The sequence below is a fragment of the Aliivibrio salmonicida LFI1238 genome, from assembly GCF_000196495.1.
Taxonomy (GTDB): domain Bacteria; phylum Pseudomonadota; class Gammaproteobacteria; order Enterobacterales; family Vibrionaceae; genus Aliivibrio; species Aliivibrio salmonicida.
In genome coordinates, this window is record NC_011313.1 from 1,029,973 (window position 1) to 1,050,799 (window position 20,827).

Annotated in this window: 16 protein-coding genes and 3 pseudogenes; 6 read left to right on the plus strand and 13 right to left on the minus strand. The window is 35.9% G+C overall.

Annotation, left to right across the window (positions count from 1 at the left end; genetic code table 11):
* The first annotated feature begins 382 nt into the window (after positions 1–382).
* Positions 383–2,961, plus strand: a pseudogene (luxN, locus tag VSAL_RS20930) (quorum-sensing autoinducer 1 sensor kinase/phosphatase LuxN).
* A 160-nt stretch (positions 2,962–3,121) separates the two neighbouring features.
* On the opposite strand, the gene VSAL_RS20935 reads toward luxN, so the two are convergent.
* Both VSAL_RS20935 and VSAL_RS20940 read right to left on the minus strand, forming a co-directional pair.
* Positions 3,122–3,919 (minus strand): RecX family transcriptional regulator, encoded by a 798-nt coding sequence (locus VSAL_RS20935; protein ID WP_012552197.1) that lies wholly within the window; start codon positions 3,917–3,919, stop codon positions 3,122–3,124.
* 105 nt (positions 3,920–4,024) lie between these two features.
* A pseudogene (locus VSAL_RS20940) lies at positions 4,025–5,442 on the minus strand (aminotransferase-like domain-containing protein).
* A gap of 124 nt (positions 5,443–5,566) precedes the next feature.
* Between VSAL_RS20940 and VSAL_RS20945 the strand changes: the two are divergent.
* The gene (locus VSAL_RS20945; RefSeq protein ID WP_012552198.1) at positions 5,567–6,454 is read left to right on the plus strand and encodes a DMT family transporter; all 888 of its coding nucleotides are present in this window, start codon (positions 5,567–5,569) and stop codon (positions 6,452–6,454) included.
* Here the strand turns inward: VSAL_RS20945 and VSAL_RS20950 are convergent.
* Complete coding sequence (locus tag VSAL_RS20950; RefSeq protein ID WP_231850943.1) at positions 6,447–6,707, minus strand: hypothetical protein; 261 nt, start codon at positions 6,705–6,707, stop codon at positions 6,447–6,449. The genes VSAL_RS20945 and VSAL_RS20950 overlap by 8 nt on opposite strands.
* Before the next feature lie 239 nt (positions 6,708–6,946).
* Here VSAL_RS20950 and VSAL_RS20955 point away from each other — a divergent pair.
* Together VSAL_RS20955 and VSAL_RS20960 are read left to right on the plus strand one after the other, a co-directional pair.
* Positions 6,947–7,612: pseudogene (locus VSAL_RS20955) on the plus strand (ABC transporter ATP-binding protein); the annotation flags it as partial.
* 44 nt (positions 7,613–7,656) lie between these two features.
* On the plus strand, positions 7,657–8,529 hold the full coding sequence (locus tag VSAL_RS20960) for a membrane protein (RefSeq protein ID WP_012552201.1): 873 nt from the start codon (positions 7,657–7,659) through the stop codon (positions 8,527–8,529).
* 75 nt (positions 8,530–8,604) lie between these two features.
* Here VSAL_RS20960 and VSAL_RS20965 read toward each other — a convergent pair whose 3' ends face one another.
* From VSAL_RS20965 to VSAL_RS24025, 7 genes are all read right to left on the minus strand, one after another.
* Positions 8,605–10,035: an EAL domain-containing protein gene (locus VSAL_RS20965; protein ID WP_012552202.1), complete on the minus strand. Its 1,431-nt coding sequence runs from the start codon at positions 10,033–10,035 to the stop codon at positions 8,605–8,607.
* A complete protein-coding gene (locus tag VSAL_RS20970) occupies positions 10,036–11,352 on the minus strand; it encodes a GGDEF domain-containing protein (protein WP_012552203.1) in 1,317 nt (438 codons plus the stop codon).
* Between the two features lie 21 nt (positions 11,353–11,373).
* Entirely contained in the window at positions 11,374–12,624 is a 1,251-nt protein-coding gene (locus VSAL_RS20975) for a GGDEF domain-containing protein (protein ID WP_012552204.1), read from the minus strand.
* A gap of 253 nt (positions 12,625–12,877) precedes the next feature.
* Entirely contained in the window at positions 12,878–14,158 is a 1,281-nt protein-coding gene (locus tag VSAL_RS20980; RefSeq protein ID WP_012552205.1) for a hemolysin family protein, read from the minus strand.
* Between the two features lie 192 nt (positions 14,159–14,350).
* A complete protein-coding gene (locus tag VSAL_RS20985; RefSeq protein ID WP_012552206.1) occupies positions 14,351–14,902 on the minus strand; it encodes a sugar O-acetyltransferase in 552 nt (183 codons plus the stop codon).
* A gap of 121 nt (positions 14,903–15,023) precedes the next feature.
* Positions 15,024–15,659, minus strand: a complete 636-nt coding sequence (locus VSAL_RS24020) for an MATE family efflux transporter (RefSeq protein ID WP_231850944.1) — start codon at positions 15,657–15,659, stop codon at positions 15,024–15,026.
* A 29-nt stretch (positions 15,660–15,688) separates the two neighbouring features.
* On the minus strand, positions 15,689–16,402 hold the full coding sequence (locus tag VSAL_RS24025; protein WP_231850945.1) for an MATE family efflux transporter: 714 nt from the start codon (positions 16,400–16,402) through the stop codon (positions 15,689–15,691).
* Positions 16,403–16,609: 207 nt separating this feature from the next.
* Between VSAL_RS24025 and VSAL_RS20995 the strand changes: the two genes are divergently transcribed.
* On the plus strand, positions 16,610–17,053 hold the full coding sequence (locus tag VSAL_RS20995; protein WP_012552207.1) for a dCMP deaminase family protein: 444 nt from the start codon (positions 16,610–16,612) through the stop codon (positions 17,051–17,053).
* Positions 17,054–17,289: 236 nt separating this feature from the next.
* On the opposite strand, the gene VSAL_RS21000 is transcribed toward VSAL_RS20995, so the two are convergent.
* Positions 17,290–17,871 carry an acyl-homoserine-lactone synthase gene (locus tag VSAL_RS21000; RefSeq protein ID WP_012552208.1) on the minus strand — a complete coding sequence of 194 codons (582 nt, stop codon included), beginning with the start codon at positions 17,869–17,871 and terminating at the stop codon, positions 17,290–17,292.
* 232 nt (positions 17,872–18,103) lie between these two features.
* Here VSAL_RS21000 and VSAL_RS21005 point away from each other — a divergent pair, with 232 nt between their 5' ends.
* Positions 18,104–18,847 carry a helix-turn-helix transcriptional regulator gene (locus tag VSAL_RS21005; protein WP_012552209.1) on the plus strand — a complete coding sequence of 248 codons (744 nt, stop codon included), beginning with the start codon at positions 18,104–18,106 and terminating at the stop codon, positions 18,845–18,847.
* 63 nt (positions 18,848–18,910) lie between these two features.
* Here VSAL_RS21005 and luxG read toward each other — a convergent pair whose 3' ends face one another.
* Both luxG and luxE read right to left on the minus strand, forming a co-directional pair.
* A complete protein-coding gene (luxG, locus tag VSAL_RS21010) occupies positions 18,911–19,618 on the minus strand; it encodes a flavin mononucleotide reductase LuxG (protein WP_012552210.1) in 708 nt (235 codons plus the stop codon).
* Between the two features lie 21 nt (positions 19,619–19,639).
* The gene (luxE, locus tag VSAL_RS21015; protein ID WP_012552211.1) at positions 19,640–20,761 is read right to left on the minus strand and encodes a long-chain-fatty-acid--protein ligase LuxE; all 1,122 of its coding nucleotides are present in this window, start codon (positions 20,759–20,761) and stop codon (positions 19,640–19,642) included.
* Positions 20,762–20,827 lie beyond the last annotated feature (66 nt).

Genomic DNA, 20,827 nt, shown 5'->3' on the forward strand with positions numbered 1-20,827 from the left:
TTATTCTTAATAAAAATAAAAGGCCAACCGGCTACAAATGACGGTTGGCCTTTTTTTATTTTATGCCACTAATTAACTGTTGTTGTGACTGGTTCTTCAATCTTGTCTCGTCCTGAAATGTGTTTACACTTAGGACTTTAATTTGAAAAACAAAGAATTAACGAACCCAACACAATAGTGCAAAAAAGATCTGCTTTTATAATTGTTTATTCAATGTAGAGGTTATTTTCCAATAATAATGAGTCAGCCTTAAGTTAACTGGCATAGATTGTGCTTATATTTCAAAATGATGTCCAACATATTCAGTCTCACTGATTTTATAGACTATAAACGTGCGGTTCGTAAGAGCACAGAAAACACGATTCACTAAAAGAGAGTCCATATGTTTGATTTCAACCTAAGCGCTATTTTATATGCCAAAGCAATAGTGCTTCTTACGACCGTTGTCGTGATGAGCATATGGTTACTTTACTATTGCTATAGTCTTAAAAAAAAGAACGCAGTGATCTTTGGTACACACCATATAACTTACATCGCATACTCGGTCTGTATTATCGCTTGGATCAGTAGCAATGCCTATTTCCATACTGACTTATTACCTGAATTCGGAAATTCAGCCGCGGTATTTGCCGCAAAATTTGCCAACCTAGCTTCTTTCTTTGCCTTTGCCTTTGCTTACTACTTTTCTTGCCAGCTTGCAGCTGAACAACGCAAAGGTAAAGTCCACCTGTGGCAACAAGTGGTTTTTGTCAGCCTAACGGCCTATTCTCTCTATATCAATTTACACGCAGCTTTAACCATTGAACGCGTCGATATTACAGGCCCAAGTCAATTTGTTATCGAGTTTGGTCCTCATACATCCTACTTCTTCATTAGTCTGATAAGCTTGCTTTCACTTACATTGATCAACTTAATCTCAATGCGAACCAACAGCAGTAAGCTAACATTGGCTAAAACAAACTACATGATTGCTGGCATATTGGTGTTCATGCTTTCTACTGCAACCATTCACATTGCTATCACTTACTTCATGGGTGATTTTTCACTGACTTGGTTGCCACCAACACTCTCCATTAGTGAGATCTTATTTGTTGGTTATGCCCTGTTGACCTCTCGCTTCTACAGTATCAAGTATCTCACTTACCTATGTCTCAATGCACTGTTGGTGTGTGCAATTTTAGCCCTACCTTTCGGCACAATATTTATTCCGCTTACCGACAGTAACCAATGGTTAATGACAATACCAATCTGTGCGCTTATTGGCATTACCTGGCACCCACTCTACAAACGCGTGAGTCATTTCACCTCTTTTTTGATTTATGGAAGTAATCAAACACCAGTTCAGAAAATTCTAGCATTAGAAGAAGATTTCAAACTATCGATTGATGATGGAATACGCCATTTAGGAAACCTATTACAAATCCCAAACGACAAGCTGCGTCTCGTCAGCAGTAACTACAGTGAGATCTTCTACGAAGATTACCTTTCATCGAACAAATCCGTGATCTTGTTTGATGAGCTTTCAGAAGAATCGGATAACAAAGTTTCAACTAAACACTCAATGAGAACACTTTATGACAAGATGAATTCTAGCGACACAGCATTGGTCTTGCCTTTGTTCAGCCAAGGAAAATCGCTCACGCATTTATTAGTGTCGCCGCATAAGATCAATAAAAAATGTTCTCTTATGAAGAAATCTCTGCGCTACAGACCTTGTTAACTCAGATACAAAGTACCATTGACGCAGATAAACGCATCCATCAAAGCCGTGCACTCGCTAATTCTATTGCTCATGAAATGCGTAATCCGCTTGCTCAAGTACAATTGTATTTTGAATATTTAAAACGACACATTGATGATCAGGCACCAGTAAGACAGATCAAACTTGATATTGAGAATGGTCAAGCGGCAATTCAACGCGGACGACAGTTAATTGATATCATCTTGCGAGAAGTCAGTGATAGTTCGCCTATGCATGGCGCAATTTCCATGACCTCAATCCATAAAGCAGTGAATCAGGCAGTAAGTCATTACGGCTTTGAAAATGAAACTATTATTGAGAGAATTAGCCTACCACAACTCGCTGATTTTGTTGTAAAACTGAATGAAACCTTATTCAACTTCATTATTTTTAATCTGATACGCAATGCGATCTACTATTTTGACTCCTATCCAAACAGTCAAATTGAAATTAGCACCAAAACAGACATCTATGAAAATGTTTTAATATTCCGAGATTCTGGCCCAGGTATTGATGAAACCATTTCTCATAAGATCTTCGATGACTTTTTCTCTTACCAAAAAAGCGGGGGTAGCGGCTTAGGGCTAGGATATTGCCAACGCGTAATGCGTTCATTTGGCGGCAGAGTTGAGTGTAAATCTAAGCTTGGTGAGTTTACTGAGTTCCACTTGTACTTCCCTGTTGTGCACAATGCTCCAAAAGCAGAAACATTCCATACGTCTTATATCAACGACAGGATGCAAAACCAAACAAATAATGAACATAAAACCGAAACCAATATACAAATAGAAAACCAAGCTCCCACAGTGCTCATCGTCGATGATAAAGAAGTACAACGGACACTTGTTCAAATCTATCTAAACCAACTTGGCGTTAATAGCTTACAAGCAAACAACGGTGAACATGCCGTAGAAATCGTTAAAATGAACCAGGTAGACTTGATCTTGATGGACGTACAAATGCCGATAATGAATGGCTTTGATGCGAGTAAAATAATTAAAGCGTATTCTCCCAAAACCCCCATCATTGCATTATCAGGGGAGTCAGGAGAGCGTGAACTAGATATGATTAACAATTTTATGGATGACCGTCTAGATAAGCCAATCTCATTACATACACTGCGACGTGTACTCGACACTTGGTTGAATAGAGAAGCACCCGCCAACGCTTTTCAAGTGAAGAGTGGGGGTCTCCTCCTAAAATACGTTGACGATTTTTAATTGAAAGCTAAATGTGCGTGCACTTGGCTTTTTTTATACACTTGATTTGGTATCGTCATTCCCAAACTTAAATGTGACGCATTTCATTATAGATTATTAAGTATTTAACGACTTACCATTATAAATCTGTCTTTTTACGGTTATTCAATGACCTCTAGTCTTAGCTAGAAAGGGTTTCTTTGATTTCATCAGAGCTAAAACCATGAGAATAAAGGTAGGCATACGCTTTGCTTTTTTCTTTTGATTTACTTAAATCAAAGCGTTTTTTATCCAATCTAGCTTGGCAGTTCTCGTAGAAATCAATGGTTCCATCCAATTCTAACTTTTCAATTTCTTCATCAAAATTCGATATATCAATCAGTTTTTGTTTTAGCTCTCGTTTGATAATTGACTTACCTTTTAGCTTACGAGCCAGCTTTTCTATTTCTTTTACAATGTCAGCTTTATCGGCTTTAATTTGCATTTTTGATGACAACGTTGACGCCACTGGGTGAGATTTTATCGCTTCTCGAACGTCTGCTGATTTAAACCCATATTTGGTTAAGGTTGCGTACAATTTATCACTAGAGAGTGACTCTAAATTCATATCCGCTAATCGATTATTAAGTAAAGTCACTTCGCAAATTTCATCGCGATTAGTCACATAAGCAATCGCCTCGTTAACAATCGATTCATTGATCCCTTTTTCTCTCAACTTAGACAAAATGAACTGACTGCCTTTTTCAGAACTAAAAGCCATCTCAACAAATTTAATGGCAAAATCGTTATCTGGTTTTAAATAACCGCGTTCAACTAAGTCATTCAGAACCGTATCAATCCATTCTTGATTATCCGTTTTCGCAATCAATTTCTTTCGTAATTCGTTTATGGTTCGATCTTTAGCTTCAAGGTGATAAAAGGCGCTGCCATAGACATTATCAATGGTTTTAGCTGGCTTAACGGGACGTTGACTGAACATGGTAACCTCTGACTTTGGTGAGCTAATGAGAACCGAATCTAACGTATCTCAAACTAAGATGCCATCTATTACGCTAATTACGTCATAGATGATGGTTAAGGGGATTTATTTACAGTGTTCCGCAATAATTTTAGCCAATGTCTTTATCCCGTTGTTCCATTTTTCATTATCGCGATAAGAGGCAAAGCTAATACGGATGCAATGCTTAAATTGATCTTGAGTACAGAACATGGTTCCCGGTAGTACACTGATTTTTTCACCCAACGCTTGTTGGTAAATCTCTGTACCATCGGTTCCAAGCGGCAAGGTTAACCAACATAAAAAGCCCCCTCAGGTTGAGAAAGATAATAACGCTGCTTTACTTTCGCATAGCTATCCAGAGCTTCTGTTAATTGTTGATACACTCGCTTTTGATTACTTTTATAGCTGCGCTGTGCTCTATGGATATGCTGCTTATATTTGCCTTTTTTCAAGAAATCACTCACCGCAGATTGAATCAGATTTACACTGCCCATATTTTCAGACATCAATCGCTTTTCTACTTTGGCTTGATACTTCCCAGCGAGGATCCACCCGATCCGTAACCGTGAATCGAGAGTTTTAGATAATGAATTACAATAAATCACTCGATCTTCGGTATCCAATTCTTTGAACGTTTTTACCGTCCCTTCATAAGATAACCCACCAAACACATCTTCTTCGATAAAAGGAATGCCCGTTGTCGCTTTTAATAAGGCTTTGCGAGCAGATTCAGATTGCGTATAACCCGTAGGATTATTATACGTAGGGTTGATTAAAATCGCCTTCACATCCCACGTTTTTATCGCTTGTTCTACTGCCTCAATATCTAACCCATAATTAAAATGGTTTGGAATCTCTATCACTTTTAATCCCAATGATTCAAGCAATAACAATGAACCGAAATAGCAGGGAGAATCAACAAGAACAATGTCTCCAGGCTTTGTTAGCGCTTGCAAACTTAAACTGATGGCTTGCTGAGCACCGTGCGTAATCAACACGTCACGAGTCGATACAGAAATACCCAAATCCTGAGTGATGTTCGCAATGTATTTAAGTAAAGAGGCATTACCCGGAGGCATTTGATAGCAACTTGGAATATTCGCTTGTTGACGGCTGTGACGGCCAATCTCTGCGTATAAAGTTCGTATCGCAGGGAAATCAATATCAGGATGAGCAGAGCCCATTGATAATAAATTATGTTCATTCGGTTGACTTAAAATGGCCTTGCTAAGAGATAATAAATCAATGTCAGACGGCGCATTTAACGTCTTTGCTTGAAATTCTCGATGAAAATTAATAGTTGCCACGGTATAGCCAGAGCGATCACGAGCTACCAACACCTGCTTTGCTTCAAGCTCTTCATAGGCTCGAATAACCGTGTTTTTTCCTACCGACAACGTTTCACTTAACTCTCGAATGGAGGGCAGTTTATCTCCTGAAAGATACAATCCTTTTTCAATACCTTGTAGAATATGCGCTTTCACTTGCTGGTATTTTTTCATCGTCCCTGCCTGATCCCCAATATAACCCACAATCTGTACCCAATAAAATAAAGGAAACTGTCTCTTACCTCAATAGCTGTGCCTAGTTAAAGTACGCAAAAGACACCAATGAATAGGAATCCTCATGCTAACTAAATACGTCCCTTTTATCTTCGTTGCCTTATGGAGTACTGGTTTTATCGGTGCTCAGTATGGACTACAGTTTGCAGAGCCTGCAACTTTCCTTCTTCTTAGAATGATCGCGAATATTATCATTTTCATTGCTCTGTTATTCATATTCAAATCTCACCTTCCAAGAGGAAAAGAAGCCATTCACTCTTTGATTGCTGGCGTATTAATTCATGGGTTCTATTTGGGTGGCACCTACCAAGCGATTTCTCTTGGCATGTCGGCTGGCTTATGTGCGTTATTAGTGGGTATTCAGCCTATTCTTACCGCTGTATTGTTGGTTAATTTTGGTAAACAACGTTTACTTCCCCTGCAATGGGTCGGTCTATTCCTTGGCTTACTAGGGATCACGTTGGTACTGCAAGGTAACATGGAATGGCAAGACACAAGCAATCAATACACAGCGTATCTTTTTGCCTTCATTGCCTTAATTGGTATTACTTTTGGCACGTTATATCAAAAGAAATACTGCCAGAATTCAGATCTCATTGGCAGTATGGTGTGGCAATACAGCGCTGCCTCATTGGTTTTTTTACCTGTCGCGTTATTAAATGAAACGATGGTAGTGACATGGAATGCGCAATTCATTTTTGGATTAATGTGGTTAGTGTTAGTTGTCTCAGTTACGGCTATTCTATTGTTGCTTTATATGATCAAACAAGGTGATTCTTCAAGTGTGGCTTCTACCTTTTACCTCATTCCGCCAATGACGGCATTTCAAGCATGGATAATCTTTGGTGAACACTTTGATACGCAAGGGGCAGTAGGGTTCGCGCTTGCGGCTATTGCGGTCTATTTAGTAATAAGAAAACCCAAAGTACACTTAGTGGAAGCCATTAAATAAATTGGGATTTCTTGGCCGCGTTTGCTTTCTCTAATGAAGACAGCATTTGGTCCAATCGCTGAGGAGAAATCGCCGTTTTATGATAACTAACGGTCACATAATCATGTTGTTTAAATGGTGTGAAATTTGAATATTCAGTTCGGTGTTCATAATAGCTTTTTACGATTGAATCGAGTGACACGTAGCCAAAACGTTGGTAGGTTTTTTGTAGTCGGTCTGCAAACCGTTTGATTTTATAATTATTATTACTCATAAATGAACTGGTCATATTAACGACCAAAGTACTCGTGCTGTTTAACATGTCTCACTACTTTGCCATAAACCGATTAAGTAATGATTAGCACATAGAAACGAGATCCGAAACAAGGATGCTAAATAGAGGTTCTACCCTTTTGAAATACTGATAATTACCATCCATCCCTTTATTTACGGAACTTATCATGGTATTGCTACTCCATAGCAGTAAGCAACTTCAACAATGAAAGGCACAAAATGACTTCTCTTGTTCATGTAAAGCACGTATCTAAACAATATTCTGACTCAAGTCAGCAAGCGATTAATGACATCAGCTTTGATCTTAATGCAGGGCAAGTCTTAGGCTTACTCGGCCACAATGGGGCAGGAAAATCGACACTGATTAATGCCTTGCTCGGCGCACACCGCTATCAAGGTGATATTCGCATTAATGGGTTACACCCCATCGACCAACATGCTGAGTTAATGCAACATCTTGCCTATATTTCAGATGTAAATGTCTTACCTGAATGGATGAGCGTAAAGCAATTATTAAAATACACCTCTGGTATTCACCCAAGTTTTGATATTGATAAAGCCACCGCCGTCTTAGCAAACACCGACATCCAATTAAAAAGCACCATTAAAAGTCTATCTAAAGGCATGAAAGTACAAGTTCATTTAGCCATCGTGATAGCAACAAACACAAAAGTACTTATTTTAGATGAACCAACATTAGGCTTGGATTTATTATACCGAGATACCTTTTATCAACATTTAACGTCTTGGTTTAACGCCGGTGAACGCTGTCTGATTATTGCCAGTCATGAAGTGTCTGAAATTGAGCACCTATTAACGGATGTTCTAATATTAAAGCAAGGCCGAATCGTGAAACAAGAAAACATGAATAACATTCCACAAGGCACGTTAGCCGAACTCTTTATCACGCTTCAAAAGGAGTCAATCTAATGCGTCCATCATTGTTTATGCTTGAAAAAGAATTCATTGAACACAAAACCGTTACCCGCGTGCCTTTATTCATTTTGCTTTGCGGCGTGGCTCTTTTCATCAGTTTGATGATGAACACAAGCCTACAAGATAACTTATTTATTTCAGTTCAAACTCAGGGAGATTTCACGCCCTTTTCAACGGAGTTTTCTGATGACTTAGAAATGATGCTGAGTTTTGTGGCTGGTATTTTGTCGTTAGCGTTAACGACAACGTATTTCTCAAAAACACTCAGAAAGGAACGTAAAGAAGGCAGCTCTGCATTCTGGCGCAGTATGCCAATATCAAGCCAGTACACGCATGCCGTAAAACTGACGTTTGGTCTGATTGTCATTCCGTTGATTTTCTCTTTACTCGTATTGATTGCGAATCTTTTCTTCTGGATCATTAGTTTATCAAGTGACACGGTTTTAGTGATGCTTCATGAACACACGTCCTTCATCTCGATTATTGCTAACTGGCTGCAATTTATAGGGAGAATGATGTTAGTTAGCCTTGTAATGTTACCGATGGCAGCGTTAATCCTTAGCATTTCACAAGTCAGTAATTCACCATTAATTGTTGTCTTTTTAGGAGGCTATGCACTCAAGATAATGTCTGCATGGATATTAGGATGGGACGGCATTGCACTATTCTTAACACATACTTATAAGATACCAACAACAATTTTACTCTCGAACACACCACTAATGAGCTTTGCGCACGCAGGGATTGGCTTTCTAACGCTTTATTCACTGCTCGGTGCTATTGCGCTCTTTGTAAGTATCTCATTGTATCGTACAACTGAAATTTCTTGGCAATCACTAAATCCAACTTGGTTATTTAAAAGATAGTTGATTAACTTCTACCAACGTACTCAAACAAAAATGGAGAGGCTAATTAGTCTCTCCATTTCTATTTAGTCACTTTTATCGTTTTACTTTTGAATAAAACTCATTGAGTGGCATCGGTTTAAAGTACAAGAAGCCTTGATGCGATGAGATGTTCAAATCATTCAGGATCTGTTTCTGATTCTTGTTTTCTACCCCTTCCGCCACCAGATTTATGTTCAAATTATTCGCCAGTAAAATGATGTTCTCTACTATTTTTAGGGACTGTTTGTTTGTTTCAATATCATCAATAAATGATTTATCAATTTTCACAAAATCAAATTGGTAATAATTCAAATACTGCAATGATGAGTAGCCCGTTCCATAATCATCTAACGCAAACTTCACCCCTACCGCTCTGAATTTTTGCATGTATGAGATGATTTTTTGTCTGTCTTCAAACTCAGTCGATTCTGTGAACTCTAATACCAATATAAACTTGTCACACAGCTGTTTGCACAGAAGAAATATCTCATCATCATATAAGCAATTTTCCGTTAAATTAACACTGATCCTTAACTCGCTTTTCGGGCTGTTTTGATAACACTCAATTAATTGACTTAACAACGATTTTGTCATCGCATTCATCAAACCAAATTTTTCAATTTTAGGAATAAACTCAAGCGGTGAGATTATCCCCCCTTTTTCGGTTATCCAACGAGCAAGCACTTCTCCCCCGATAATGTGTTCTTTTTCATTTACTATCGGTTGCACAAATGGCTTTATATGATTGTGTTTTATCGCTTTTCTTAACGTAAAAAAATCCAGATTAAACAGCGTACTTTTTACTGACAACGCTTTTAGTAATGCCATCACGAGCAATGAAATAACAATCACCAGCCTATTATCTATCAAATAATTCTTCACTGAAGACGCCGCATCGTACTTAAGTAAAATTAAGAAGTCATACTTTGCCGATGGGTAATTATCTTCCTCATTGGCTTTGTGCAATCCAAACTGATTCTCTTTTGATATCGTGTATTCTTGATTGGATAAAATGACGTTCCCCACTCGGCTTTCTTCTAAGTCAAAAGGAATGCCTTTCATGAAAAACTGAATGCCATTGGCCTCATCATAACGATGATAATAAGAAATTGCAGGTAGTCCGGTTAATGAATCTTTTTCTTTTATATTAATTTCTTTTTCTGGAACTGCTTTTTTTGAGATATTCATTCCCACAATTGAGCTACAATAATATTGACCATTTCGAATAATAGAAATGCTATTTATCGTAGGACTTAATGCCACTATCTTTTGCAAAGGTAACATCATCTCTTGGCACGTCTGATCTTTAAGGTGAGTGAGTTCATCTATTGACACTTTTGCTTTATCAAACTTCAACTCAATATTTTTAACCGTGTTTTTAATGTTTGATTCAACATATTGCTGATAATCGACACAGATAGCACATTCAAACAAGATAAATATAACAATAACGCCAACTATATATTTATTAATAATAAATTTCATTTAGATTACATCTTCTAATACAGTAACCCTGTTTCTACCAGAGTTTTTTGATTGATATAATGCAGTATCTGCTATCTTAAATGCTTTTTTAAAAGACATTTTTTTTCCCATTGTCGCACCAATAGAAACTGAAACACAGATCCTAGCAATAGGCTTCACATCGATTGACCTTCGAATCGCCTCTGCTCGTTTCAGTAGTTCACTATCCGATATATGATTAAGAACAATAATAAACTCTTCACCACCCCATCGAATCGCCATATCACCTCTTCTCACGTGTTTTTTAATTCGATGACAAACTTCTTTAATTACTAGATCGCCGTGAAAGTGACCATATTGATCATTAATTGCTTTAAAATTATCAATATCGATGATGATTATCGATTTTCCTGAAGTTCGATTCAGTTTTTCTTCCTGAAAATCACGTAGATATAATCCTGTCATATTATCTAACCGATAATAATATAGAAATCGATATAGAGAACTCTTAATTAAAAATAGCACACATGTTACAACAAAGGAAACACCTAAACTTAACATCAATAAACTCACCATGTTTATAGATAGAATTATTTTGTTACTTATCGGAGTACAAGGTATATCAATCAAATCACTGGATAAGGAGAGGACATGATCACTGTCATAGTTCAAAAAACTGTATCTTTTTTTATTAAAATCATTTAACCAATTTGAAAAAACACCGACTTTCATGTCCAAAAGAAATATAGCTCTTAATTTCTTATTTTCATAAATTGGATAAAATATACTTCTAACATTTTTACCTGTAAATTGCTCTATATAAGGTTCTGTTAATTTAAGATCACATTGAGCAAAAGCTTGATAACCTTTTGACATATTTTCGTTATCTAGAATCCTATCAATCCAACTTAAATCAGATACTTCTTTAGAGTTCAATCTAACATGAACTTCATGCAATGGCTTAAAATGAGCAATGTTAATATTAGATTCAAGTCTTTCTAGGATCGCTATACTCCAATAATCATCACCAATATAGTTTCTCAACTCTGCCTCTAATAAATTAATACCACTAGATAATTTTTTCACCTTACTGTCTTCATCAACCATAATAGAAACATTATCACGTACATAAGTTCCTTTATTAAGATCTATCATCGTTGTATTTAAATAGAAAGGCGTAATCTTTCTAACTGTATCATACAGCTTTGTGATTTTTTCATGAAACTCCATTCTAAATGAATTAGCTTCTAATTTGTTATATTGATATAATATACAAAAATACAATAGAAACAAGAATAAGAATACCTTCAAATAAGTATTATCCATTATCTTACGCATTGTATTTATTCCTATCTAAAGTCACACGATTACGCCCCATTTTTTTGATTGATAAAGGGCCCTATCTGCTCTTTTTATCGCTTCAAAAGCCAATTCAGATTCTTGCTGTTCAGAGCCTCCAATAGAAATTGTAATATCCATATCTTCTATTCGTTCATTTTCTATTCTTGCTCTAATCATTTCAGCTTTATTTTTAAAAGAATTAAAATCCATTTGATAGAAAATAATAACAAACTCCTCACCACCCCACCGAATCGCAATATCATGATCTCTAATGCTCTCTTTTATACGTTGGGTTACGACTTTGATGACTTGATCACCAACATCATGTCCATAGTTATCATTAACTAGTTTAAAGTAGTCTATATCTATAATTAGGAAAAAAGCTTTCTCTACTCGTTTCAATTTATTCTCAATAAAATCTCGACGCAAAAAACCGGTCATCCGATCATTACATTGAACACGGTGAATTCTTAGATAAAAACGATATAAAAATGTCGCAAATACATAAATAACAGAAGTAATATAAAAACTAATCGCTAACAGTTTGAATATATCTATACTCACAGTTAATGATGCATTATTTAATGTGTACGGTATTTTTATATTAAATGTAGCCCAATCAAATCCTTTAGCTTCAGTAATATATCTCCATTTTTTATTACTAAAGTCATTAACTAATGAATCGTTCCAACCGTCTTTAATATCAACAATAATTACAGACACTAAGTCTGAATTTAAATAGATCGGATATATAACAGAATATATTTTTTCATTTGATAAGTTTTCTTTATAAACATCTGTTATTCTTATATCATCATTATGAAACCCTTTATAAGTTTCATTTAAACCTTCTAGTTCTACTATACGGTCTAACATTAATGTATCATTTTTTGATTCGTAATTAATTTTAATATAATTATCTCTTAACGGTTTATAGTAGGCATTTCCCGTATATTCATCATCTACATCATGAATTTTTTCAAAAATAGCAACCGTCCATATATATTTTTTATTCATAACTTCAGATAAAATTTGATACAATAAACTTATTGCTGGTGATAATACTTTTACCTTTCCGGTCTTATTTACAATAACACCTACGTTATTGTCTTCTTTATAAACACCCGAGTTCCTTATTGTTTCATTTGCATTAATATAATAGCTATGAGTTCGCTTAGTTATATCCACTAGCTCTTGATATTTAATATTAATTTTCTTTTCTAAAATTTCAATCGATAATGCATTGTAATAGAACAAAGATGAGAACATTCCAAAAAACAAAACGAAAAATAAGCAAAGTTTAAAAAAATATTTTCTTTATATTATTCATAGATTTTATTATTTATCACTAATCATTTATAATTAAATGCAGCATAAATTAAATGCAGCATAAATTAGATAGCATGATGCACTACAAATGAAAGCACTCATACGATCCATCATCGCTTTCAACATATCCTTTATTTTTTTAATAAAAATCTCAGTAAATAGCACGATCAAAAAATTGCTACTGGTTTTATTTTTAAATCTGAGTAACTCGTACTTTACTTGCTCTGTTATTATCAATCGAGAGTACTTCAAAATTCCATTCTTGGTATTGAACTGAATCACCAATCGTTGGAACATTACTCGTTAACCACATAAACATACCAGTTAAGGTTTGATAATCTGCCTCTTTCTCTTCAGGCAATGTTTTTAGATTTAATGTGTCTTTTAATACCGTGATTGGGATGGACCCATCAAGTACCCATTCTTCATCTGATACTTGATCAGCCCATGAATCATTTGGGTTTTCTGACTTAAATTCACCCGCAAGCGCTTCCAATAAATCTTTTTGAGTCACAATACCTTGAGCATCACCGTATTCATCCACAACAAGCGCAATTTCTTCGCCTGTGGTTCTTAATAACTCAAGCAATTGGCTGCCGAATTTGTTCTCTAGAATCGTTAAACATGGTAATAAGTTACGCATTACCCATTTTGTACGATGTTCTTGATGAGACGCTTTTAATAAGAATCGAGACGTTGTGAAACCCAGAACGTGATCCATGCCACCGCGTGTTACGGGATAGATTGAATAGTCTGAACGCAACAATTTAGGTAAGTTTTCATCCCACGATTGTTCAATATCAAAATAGACTAATTCACTTCTTGGCGTCATTAATGAAGCGACTTTTCTATCATCTAAATGGAAGATATTGCGCATCATTGTGTGTTCTTGTTTTTCTATCACGCCTTGCTCTGATCCTTCATGCAATAATGCATGAATATCATCTTCAGTAATCGATGCTTCATCCGTGTTAGAACGGCCAAACAAACGCAATATCCCATTGGTAGAAATAGACAATAGGAAGACAAACGGTCTAGAGATTAATGCAAGCAACCCAATAGGGCCTGCAATTAACGTCGAGATACGCTCTGCATGGAACTGAGCGATACGTTTTGGTACAAGCTCACCCACAACAATAGAAACGTACGTAATAATAACTACCGTTGAGATTGTTGAAATCGTCGGTGCAAGGGTTGCTGGAACGCCTAAGGATATAATCAACTCAGACAATGGACCCGCAAGGGCGGCTTCGCCCAAAATACCGTTAAGGATACCAATAACGGTAATACCTATTTGTACGGTAGATAAAAATTGTGTTGGGTCTTCACCCAGTTTTATCGCTCTTGCCGCAGACTTACTTCCTTCTGCCGCTAATTTTTGTAATCGACTCTTTTTTGCTGTCATCAATGCAATTTCTGACATAGCAAACACACCATTAATCACAATTAAAAAAAGTAAAATGGCAATATCCAATGTAAACCTCTAACTAATAAATAGACTATTACAGCTAAAATAGGCTGTAATTTTTATATTCTTATATTCCTGATTTGCGATTAGGTCAATAACTATATTGACCTAATTTTAAACGGCTGTTAATAAAGTTATATATAAATTAATAATATAATATTTATCGACAAGTTAACCTCAAAAATGGCGTATATACTGTTAATTTTGATCGAGTCGTTTAATTAATTTTGCGGGTACTCCACCATAAAGGCAATCCGCAGGTACATCATGATTAACGACTGAATTTGCCGCAACGACCGATCGAGCCCCGATGGTGACGCCTTGGTTTATTACGACACTGCCCCCGATCCACACATCATCTTCAACAACGATTGGCTTACAAAAAGTCTCCCAACGTCGACGACTTTGATAATCAAGCGAGTGTGATGCCGTATAAAACTGAACATTAGGCGCAATCAATACATTATTACCAATGGTTATTGAGCCTCCATCAAGCATGATCACATTCATATTAATAAACGTTTGGTTACCAATAGAAATCGTTTTACCAAACTCACATGAGAACGGAGATTGAATAACGCTTTGACCAAATTGAGTAAACAATTCACTAAGTAGCTCACTGCGCTTAAGTTGATCCGTTGCTTGGTTAAACGCAGATAAGGTTTGAGTGGCGCGAGTTCTAATGGCATCTATTTCAGGATCGCCACCATTAAATATCTGTCCATTTATCATTTTCTCAAACTCTGTCATTTTTCTTCCTTAATCAAAAAAATCGAATAGACCTATGGTTAAGTCTATTCGATTAGAGTTAAATAAAAAGAGCACAAACTCGAATAAAAAACTTCCTATTTTTATTCTTTCTTTATTCGAATCACACGTGGTTTGTGTGCTGAAGAATAGCCGCTAATGGCATTGGTTGTATTATTTTTTGTGTTTTTAAATGATTCCAAACCATTGGCGCAATACACACTATCAACGCGATGTTTGAAATTGGCATCGCTAGCCATACTCCATCAATACCAAACCATTTAGGTAGTATAAGTAAAAATGGCAATTGAATAATAATATTACTGATTGAGATCACCATTGCCTTCTTACCTTCATTCACCGATAGGAAATAAATCGTCACCAACACAATAATGCCATCTAAGAAAATAGCGAATAAATGGTAACGAATACCAACAATGGTTTCCGCGATTAATGATTGATCACCATTTGTAAATAAAGCCGTCGTAAATTCTGGTGAAATATTCAATATACCGACCCAAGCAATGCCTGTAATTGTGACCCACTTGAGTGCCAATTTAAATATTTGGTACACCTTCTTGTTTTCTTGTGATCCAAAATAGTAACTGATCGGCGGCTGTGCGCCTTCCGCAATGCCTTGGGCAAGAAGGTAATACAACATAAATAGGTAGCCAACTATCGCATATGCCCCGACTGTCGTTGCCGAGCCATAATGCATCATTAACGCGTTATGCATAGCAACCACAAAACTGCCGTACATATACATAACCAATGCCGAAGAGCCTAACGCTAAAGATTGCTTTGCCTTATTACACGAGAAAACAACACTTCTTTCATCGTCAATTGAATACTTGATCGCTTAGTAAAGAAATAATGAATACCAAGCACTGTAACAACCGCTTGTGCAATCAACGTTGCTAATGCTGCCCCTGATAACCCTAAGCCCATCACACCGATAAATAGATAATCCAGTACGATATTAATTAATGCACCAACCACCAATAAAAAAGTCGCTACATTCGGTGATTCATCGTTTCTCACCAGCATTGGTAAAGCCGTTGCACACGCAGTAAAGAATCCACCAAACATTAAGATATTGATGTAATCCATCGCAAACTTAAAGTTTTTACCTTCAGCCCCTTGGGCATACAAAATATTTTCAGCCAAAAAGACAATACAAATAATCGCAATAAGGCTTAATATGACGAGTAACCAAAACCCTGTCGTTAACGCGACTTTTGTTTTTTCTAATTTATTTTGGCCCCGATAAATAGACATAACACTGCCGGTTCCCATACCTATCATGACACCCAAAGCGCCTAATATGCATATTGCTGGCCACGCCATATTAATACCAGCCAGCCCTTCAAATCCGATATAGTGACCCACAAAGATCCCATCGATAATTTGATACAGTCCACTCACCACCATTGCAGCTATAGAAGGGATGGCATAACGCCAAAAAGTACGAGTAATGGATGAATCTGCATGAAATGTTGTCATAATTTACCTCAGTAACAACAATGAATTGAGGCGATTCTATGACAGTATTTAAGATTGAAAAAGTTGGTATCCATCCGGTTTTCGGATAGATTGAGCGTTATTAATAACGATTGATGCTTTACGCTTATTGACAGTCACAAACTGTGTTATAAGCTTATGATATAGATAAATTTATATTAGTTAAATACAGAGACAAAGGGCTGAATTATGGTTTCTAAATGGGCAAAACGATTTTTCCAGATGGCTGAATTAGTCGGCTCTTGGAGTAAAGATCCCTCAACGCAAGTGGGTGCTGTCATAACAAAGCACAATCGCATTGTGTCTGTCGGATTCAACGGATACCCTCACGGCGTATCAGACAGTGCTGATACCGATGATCGCGAATTGAAGTATTTAAAAACACTTCATGCAGAAGAGAATGCGATTTTATTCGCTAAGCGTGATTTAGAAGATTGCGATATTTGGGTAACCCATTTCCCTTGCCCTAACTGTGCGGCAAAAATCATTCAAACAGGTATTTCAAAAGTGTATTGCCCAGAGCAAACGGAAGATTTCTTATCTCGTTGGGGTGAGAAGATCCAGATCAGCCAAGACATGTTTTCACAAGCAGGTGTAGAAGTCACTTGGCTACCGCTCGATGCATTAAAATAAAAAATCGGATAAGTTAATTACTTATCCGATAATTTTTACCCAATTAACAAAAATATAATCATAGAAATAAACACAAAGAATATCTCTTTGTTTATCTAAAATTATTCTGTTAAATATTACTTCTATTTTCTTTATCTAAACTATTAGAGAATTACAACTAATAAATCGCCACAATTTATTAACCACAATAATTTACTAAAGAATTATTTTTATAGTTATGCCAACTTACGTTATTATTATATTAATACAGCCTTTTTAAATTGTTCATTAATCGGCATTGATAAAACGACCGATTTTGTTTCACCTAATAGATGTACTTGTTCATCGCCAATACGGTGACAAGGCACTTTAATTCGCTTTAAAAAACGCTCAATTGCTGTCGATGTAACTGTTACATATTCAGTAATTCCATGGCTTATTGCGTGTATATAGATCGCTTCAAAAAGCTTCATTGTGATTTCGCTTGCTGACTCATTCATTTTTGAACTATGTTTTCCAACAGCAAAACGACTTAATTCCACAACGCTAGGATCGTTTGGCGCAGCTTGATCACCAAGTAATTCAGGGAATACTGTTTTCAACATATAATCACCTGTCGTTGGTATTAAACGCCAGCATCCATTTACCTTTTCAGCATCATCACAAGCGTATATATATGCCGCTTCAGAGTTATCATATTGATCGGATTCAAGATCATTTTCTGAAAGTAAGTCCCATTGTAATCTTTGTTTAAACACTTGATAACGTAGACTAAGTATTCCATTGTATTCATGCATAGGAATAGTAGTAAACTCGGATTTTCTTATCATTATTGTCATCCTGACCCCCTTTAATCTTTTAACTGACTATAGCAGGCAAATTTACTCCTTATAACCTGTACAATATTACAGGAATGAATCTTATTTTTAGAGCACAGAATCATCTTTAATGTGTGAGCAAAATCGGATTTATGACGAATTATTCTCTCTAATAATTTAATTTAATGTTATATACAACATTAACACTTAATGGGTAATAACACCGCTGTACCGTCAAGTAAAGGACACAGATTTGAACCTAGTCAACATAAACGTAACGCTTGAAATCATCAATAAAATTCGATTATCTCAAACCAACAACGACATGAGTTTATGCCTACAAGAACTAACCAAAATACTCCATTGCGAGTATTATTTATTAGCTATTATTAGTCAAAAAACCATGATCAAATCTGATATTAAAATTTTAGATAACTACCCATTATATTGGCGAAACTATTACGATGAAGCGAATCTTATTAAAGATGACCCTATTGTTGACTATAGCTTTTCTCATCACTCCCCTATTAATTGGAGTATTTTTGAAAAACAAAAAAAAATGAGTAATCAAATAAATGTGATTGAAGAAGCTAAAATATCAGGGTTATATTCTGGATTCAGTTTCCCTATTCATACAAAGGATGGGGGGTTTGGCATGATAAGTTTTGCGAGTTCTCAAAAAGAAAAGTATATCGATAACCTTTTTCTTAATGCCTGCATGAGCGTTCCCTTAATTCTTCCTGAATTACTAGATAGCAATCAGCGAATAACTAAAGAAGATCAACAGGTACACACAAAGTTAACAAAACGAGAAAAAGAATGCTTAATTTGGAGTTGTGAAGGAAAAAGTCGATGGGAAATTTCAAAAATATTAGGTTGCTCTGAACGAACGGTTACCTTTCACTTAGCAAACTCACAGCTAAAGCTTGGAGCAAATAACCGCTGCCAAAGTATATCAAAAGCGATCTTAACAAGAGCAATGAACCCGTTATATTAATAATAGGATCCGACTATGTAGAATAACGCAGTCGGACTTCTAATTTTCATACTCAGTTCTTAATTATATATACGAAAAAACATCAGCAAACATTTGATCTGGCCTTGCATTTTTTTCTAATATCAATTGCTCTTTTACTGCCTTAGCCATCATGAACGGGCCACACACATAAATATCAAATAATGTTAGATCCGCAAAGTCACCCATTACCGCAGAAAGAACCGTTCCTTTTTTTCCTAACCAACGCTCTTCACTATCTTCAATAACAACTGGCACATAGTGCAAATTACTATGCTGTATTGATAATGTCGCCAATTCACTATCTGCATATAAAAAATCACTATTTTTCACTCCCCAATAAATGTAAATTGGCTGAGTGAATCCTCTATTCAAACAATTTTTTAGGATACTATTAATATAGGAAAGCCCTGTACCACCCGCAATTAATAGTAGTGGTTTACTGCTGTCATCACGTAACCATGCTTCGCCGTGAGGTGCATCAATTTCGATATTCTTATTTTTAATTAAAGCATCTACAAAAAATTCCATTGCATCTAATGAGCTACTTTTATCAGAACTACCGATATGTAACTCAATCACTCCTTTTTCTGTTGGACAATTTGCAATCGAGAATGGTTGTTTTTTATCATTTAAATCAATAAATAGATATTGACCCGCTTTAAAATCAATAACATTTTCTGGTGTTATGTATACTTTGTATATATTGTTTTTTACTGATTCTATTTTTGATACTTTGCAGTTAACTCGCATATATAATCCTTATCTCATTATCTATTTCAGTGAACTTGCCATAGAGAGAGCGCATCCTTTTTGAGCTCGGGTATTTAGCCTTCTGACTATTTCAATCGTTGTTCCTGGGTATGGGTCTGGTACTTTAATATGGCGAATAATACCAATATCATCCGTCACAATAAAAGCAGGATAACCAGTTGATGATGCATCCATATAGCTCAACAACCCTGGTTCACCATCAGTAACAGGCTGTAATGTCTCAGGATCAAGCGCTCTAGCGTACACCCACGGTGGTACTCGCTTTCTTTGAAATTCATCTTCAAAAAAACACGTATTTAGCTCAACTTGATTAAATGTATCGCGAATTTGATTTACATTATCTAACTGAAAGGTATCCATCACCATTTGATTAAAATCATTACGATTTAAAGACTCATTTTGATTCGACTTCCACCCCCCACCAGTAATAACATGTAATCGCTTCCCAGCATCGAATTTAATATTATGCTCATTCATGTATTTACATAAGAGATACACAAAATAAGGAGGGCCAATTAAGCACATATCTTTTTTTGTCTTATAAATACGAAATAAGTGATGCACGGTTTTTTCAAAATCAATATCATCATCATTAACGGTAAACTCAGTGGGATAAAGTAACTCAACCAGACTCATCACATACTTAAACCAAACATTATTAGTATTAAAACGATCTGGGCCAAGGTTAACTAATTCCATTTGATGCTCAAACCAATCACCGACATATTTCATTCCAAAATTAACAGAACCAAGTAGACGTTCAATACTAAGGCGATCGCGGGCAATATGACTTTTAAGACCACTAGTGCCACTGCTCGTATACCAGTTTTCAATTTCATCCTCACCTAAGGTATGCAGTTTTAAATATTTAAAAACAGAAGTAGGAAAGACTGGAATATCATCAATTGAATGAATATTTTCACTCATATGTTGAGTTGTACAATATTCCCTATACTCTTTATTTCTATTGTAATGATAATGAAATGCCTCTCGAACCAGTTTATTTTGAATCTCTTTCTGCTCATCAGATGTCCATTCTTGTGGCGTACTCATAAATATAAGATCATCAATTTCTGAACTTGCTATAATTTTATTTTTTTCAATCGTTGCTTGACTATTCATGTGACTCCTAAGCTATTGAAGTAATAAATATGTATAAAAGAATGGCAGAGTTAATTCTGTCATTCT

What these genes read in the sequence shown, in the direction of transcription:
- VSAL_RS20935 (WP_012552197.1), bottom strand. Translation starts at nt 3,919, where the DNA reads ATGTTCAGTCAACGTCCCGTTAAGCCAGCTAAAACCATTGATAATGTC.
- VSAL_RS20945 (WP_012552198.1), top strand. Translation starts at nt 5,567, where the DNA reads ATGCTAACTAAATACGTCCCTTTTATCTTCGTTGCCTTATGGAGTACT.
- VSAL_RS20950 (WP_231850943.1), bottom strand. Translation starts at nt 6,707, where the DNA reads ATGAGTAATAATAATTATAAAATCAAACGGTTTGCAGACCGACTACAA.
- VSAL_RS20960 (WP_012552201.1), top strand. Translation starts at nt 7,657, where the DNA reads ATGCGTCCATCATTGTTTATGCTTGAAAAAGAATTCATTGAACACAAA.
- VSAL_RS20965 (WP_012552202.1), bottom strand. Translation starts at nt 10,035, where the DNA reads ATGAAATTTATTATTAATAAATATATAGTTGGCGTTATTGTTATATTT.
- VSAL_RS20970 (WP_012552203.1), bottom strand. Translation starts at nt 11,352, where the DNA reads ATGCGTAAGATAATGGATAATACTTATTTGAAGGTATTCTTATTCTTG.
- VSAL_RS20975 (WP_012552204.1), bottom strand. Translation starts at nt 12,624, where the DNA reads ATGTTCTCATCTTTGTTCTATTACAATGCATTATCGATTGAAATTTTA.
- VSAL_RS20985 (WP_012552206.1), bottom strand. Translation starts at nt 14,902, where the DNA reads ATGACAGAGTTTGAGAAAATGATAAATGGACAGATATTTAATGGTGGC.
- VSAL_RS24020 (WP_231850944.1), bottom strand. Translation starts at nt 15,659, where the DNA reads ATGTACGGCAGTTTTGTGGTTGCTATGCATAACGCGTTAATGATGCAT.
- VSAL_RS24025 (WP_231850945.1), bottom strand. Translation starts at nt 16,402, where the DNA reads ATGACAACATTTCATGCAGATTCATCCATTACTCGTACTTTTTGGCGT.
- VSAL_RS20995 (WP_012552207.1), top strand. Translation starts at nt 16,610, where the DNA reads ATGGTTTCTAAATGGGCAAAACGATTTTTCCAGATGGCTGAATTAGTC.
- VSAL_RS21000 (WP_012552208.1), bottom strand. Translation starts at nt 17,871, where the DNA reads ATGACAATAATGATAAGAAAATCCGAGTTTACTACTATTCCTATGCAT.
- luxG (WP_012552210.1), bottom strand. Translation starts at nt 19,618, where the DNA reads ATGCGAGTTAACTGCAAAGTATCAAAAATAGAATCAGTAAAAAACAAT.
- luxE (WP_012552211.1), bottom strand. Translation starts at nt 20,761, where the DNA reads ATGAATAGTCAAGCAACGATTGAAAAAAATAAAATTATAGCAAGTTCA.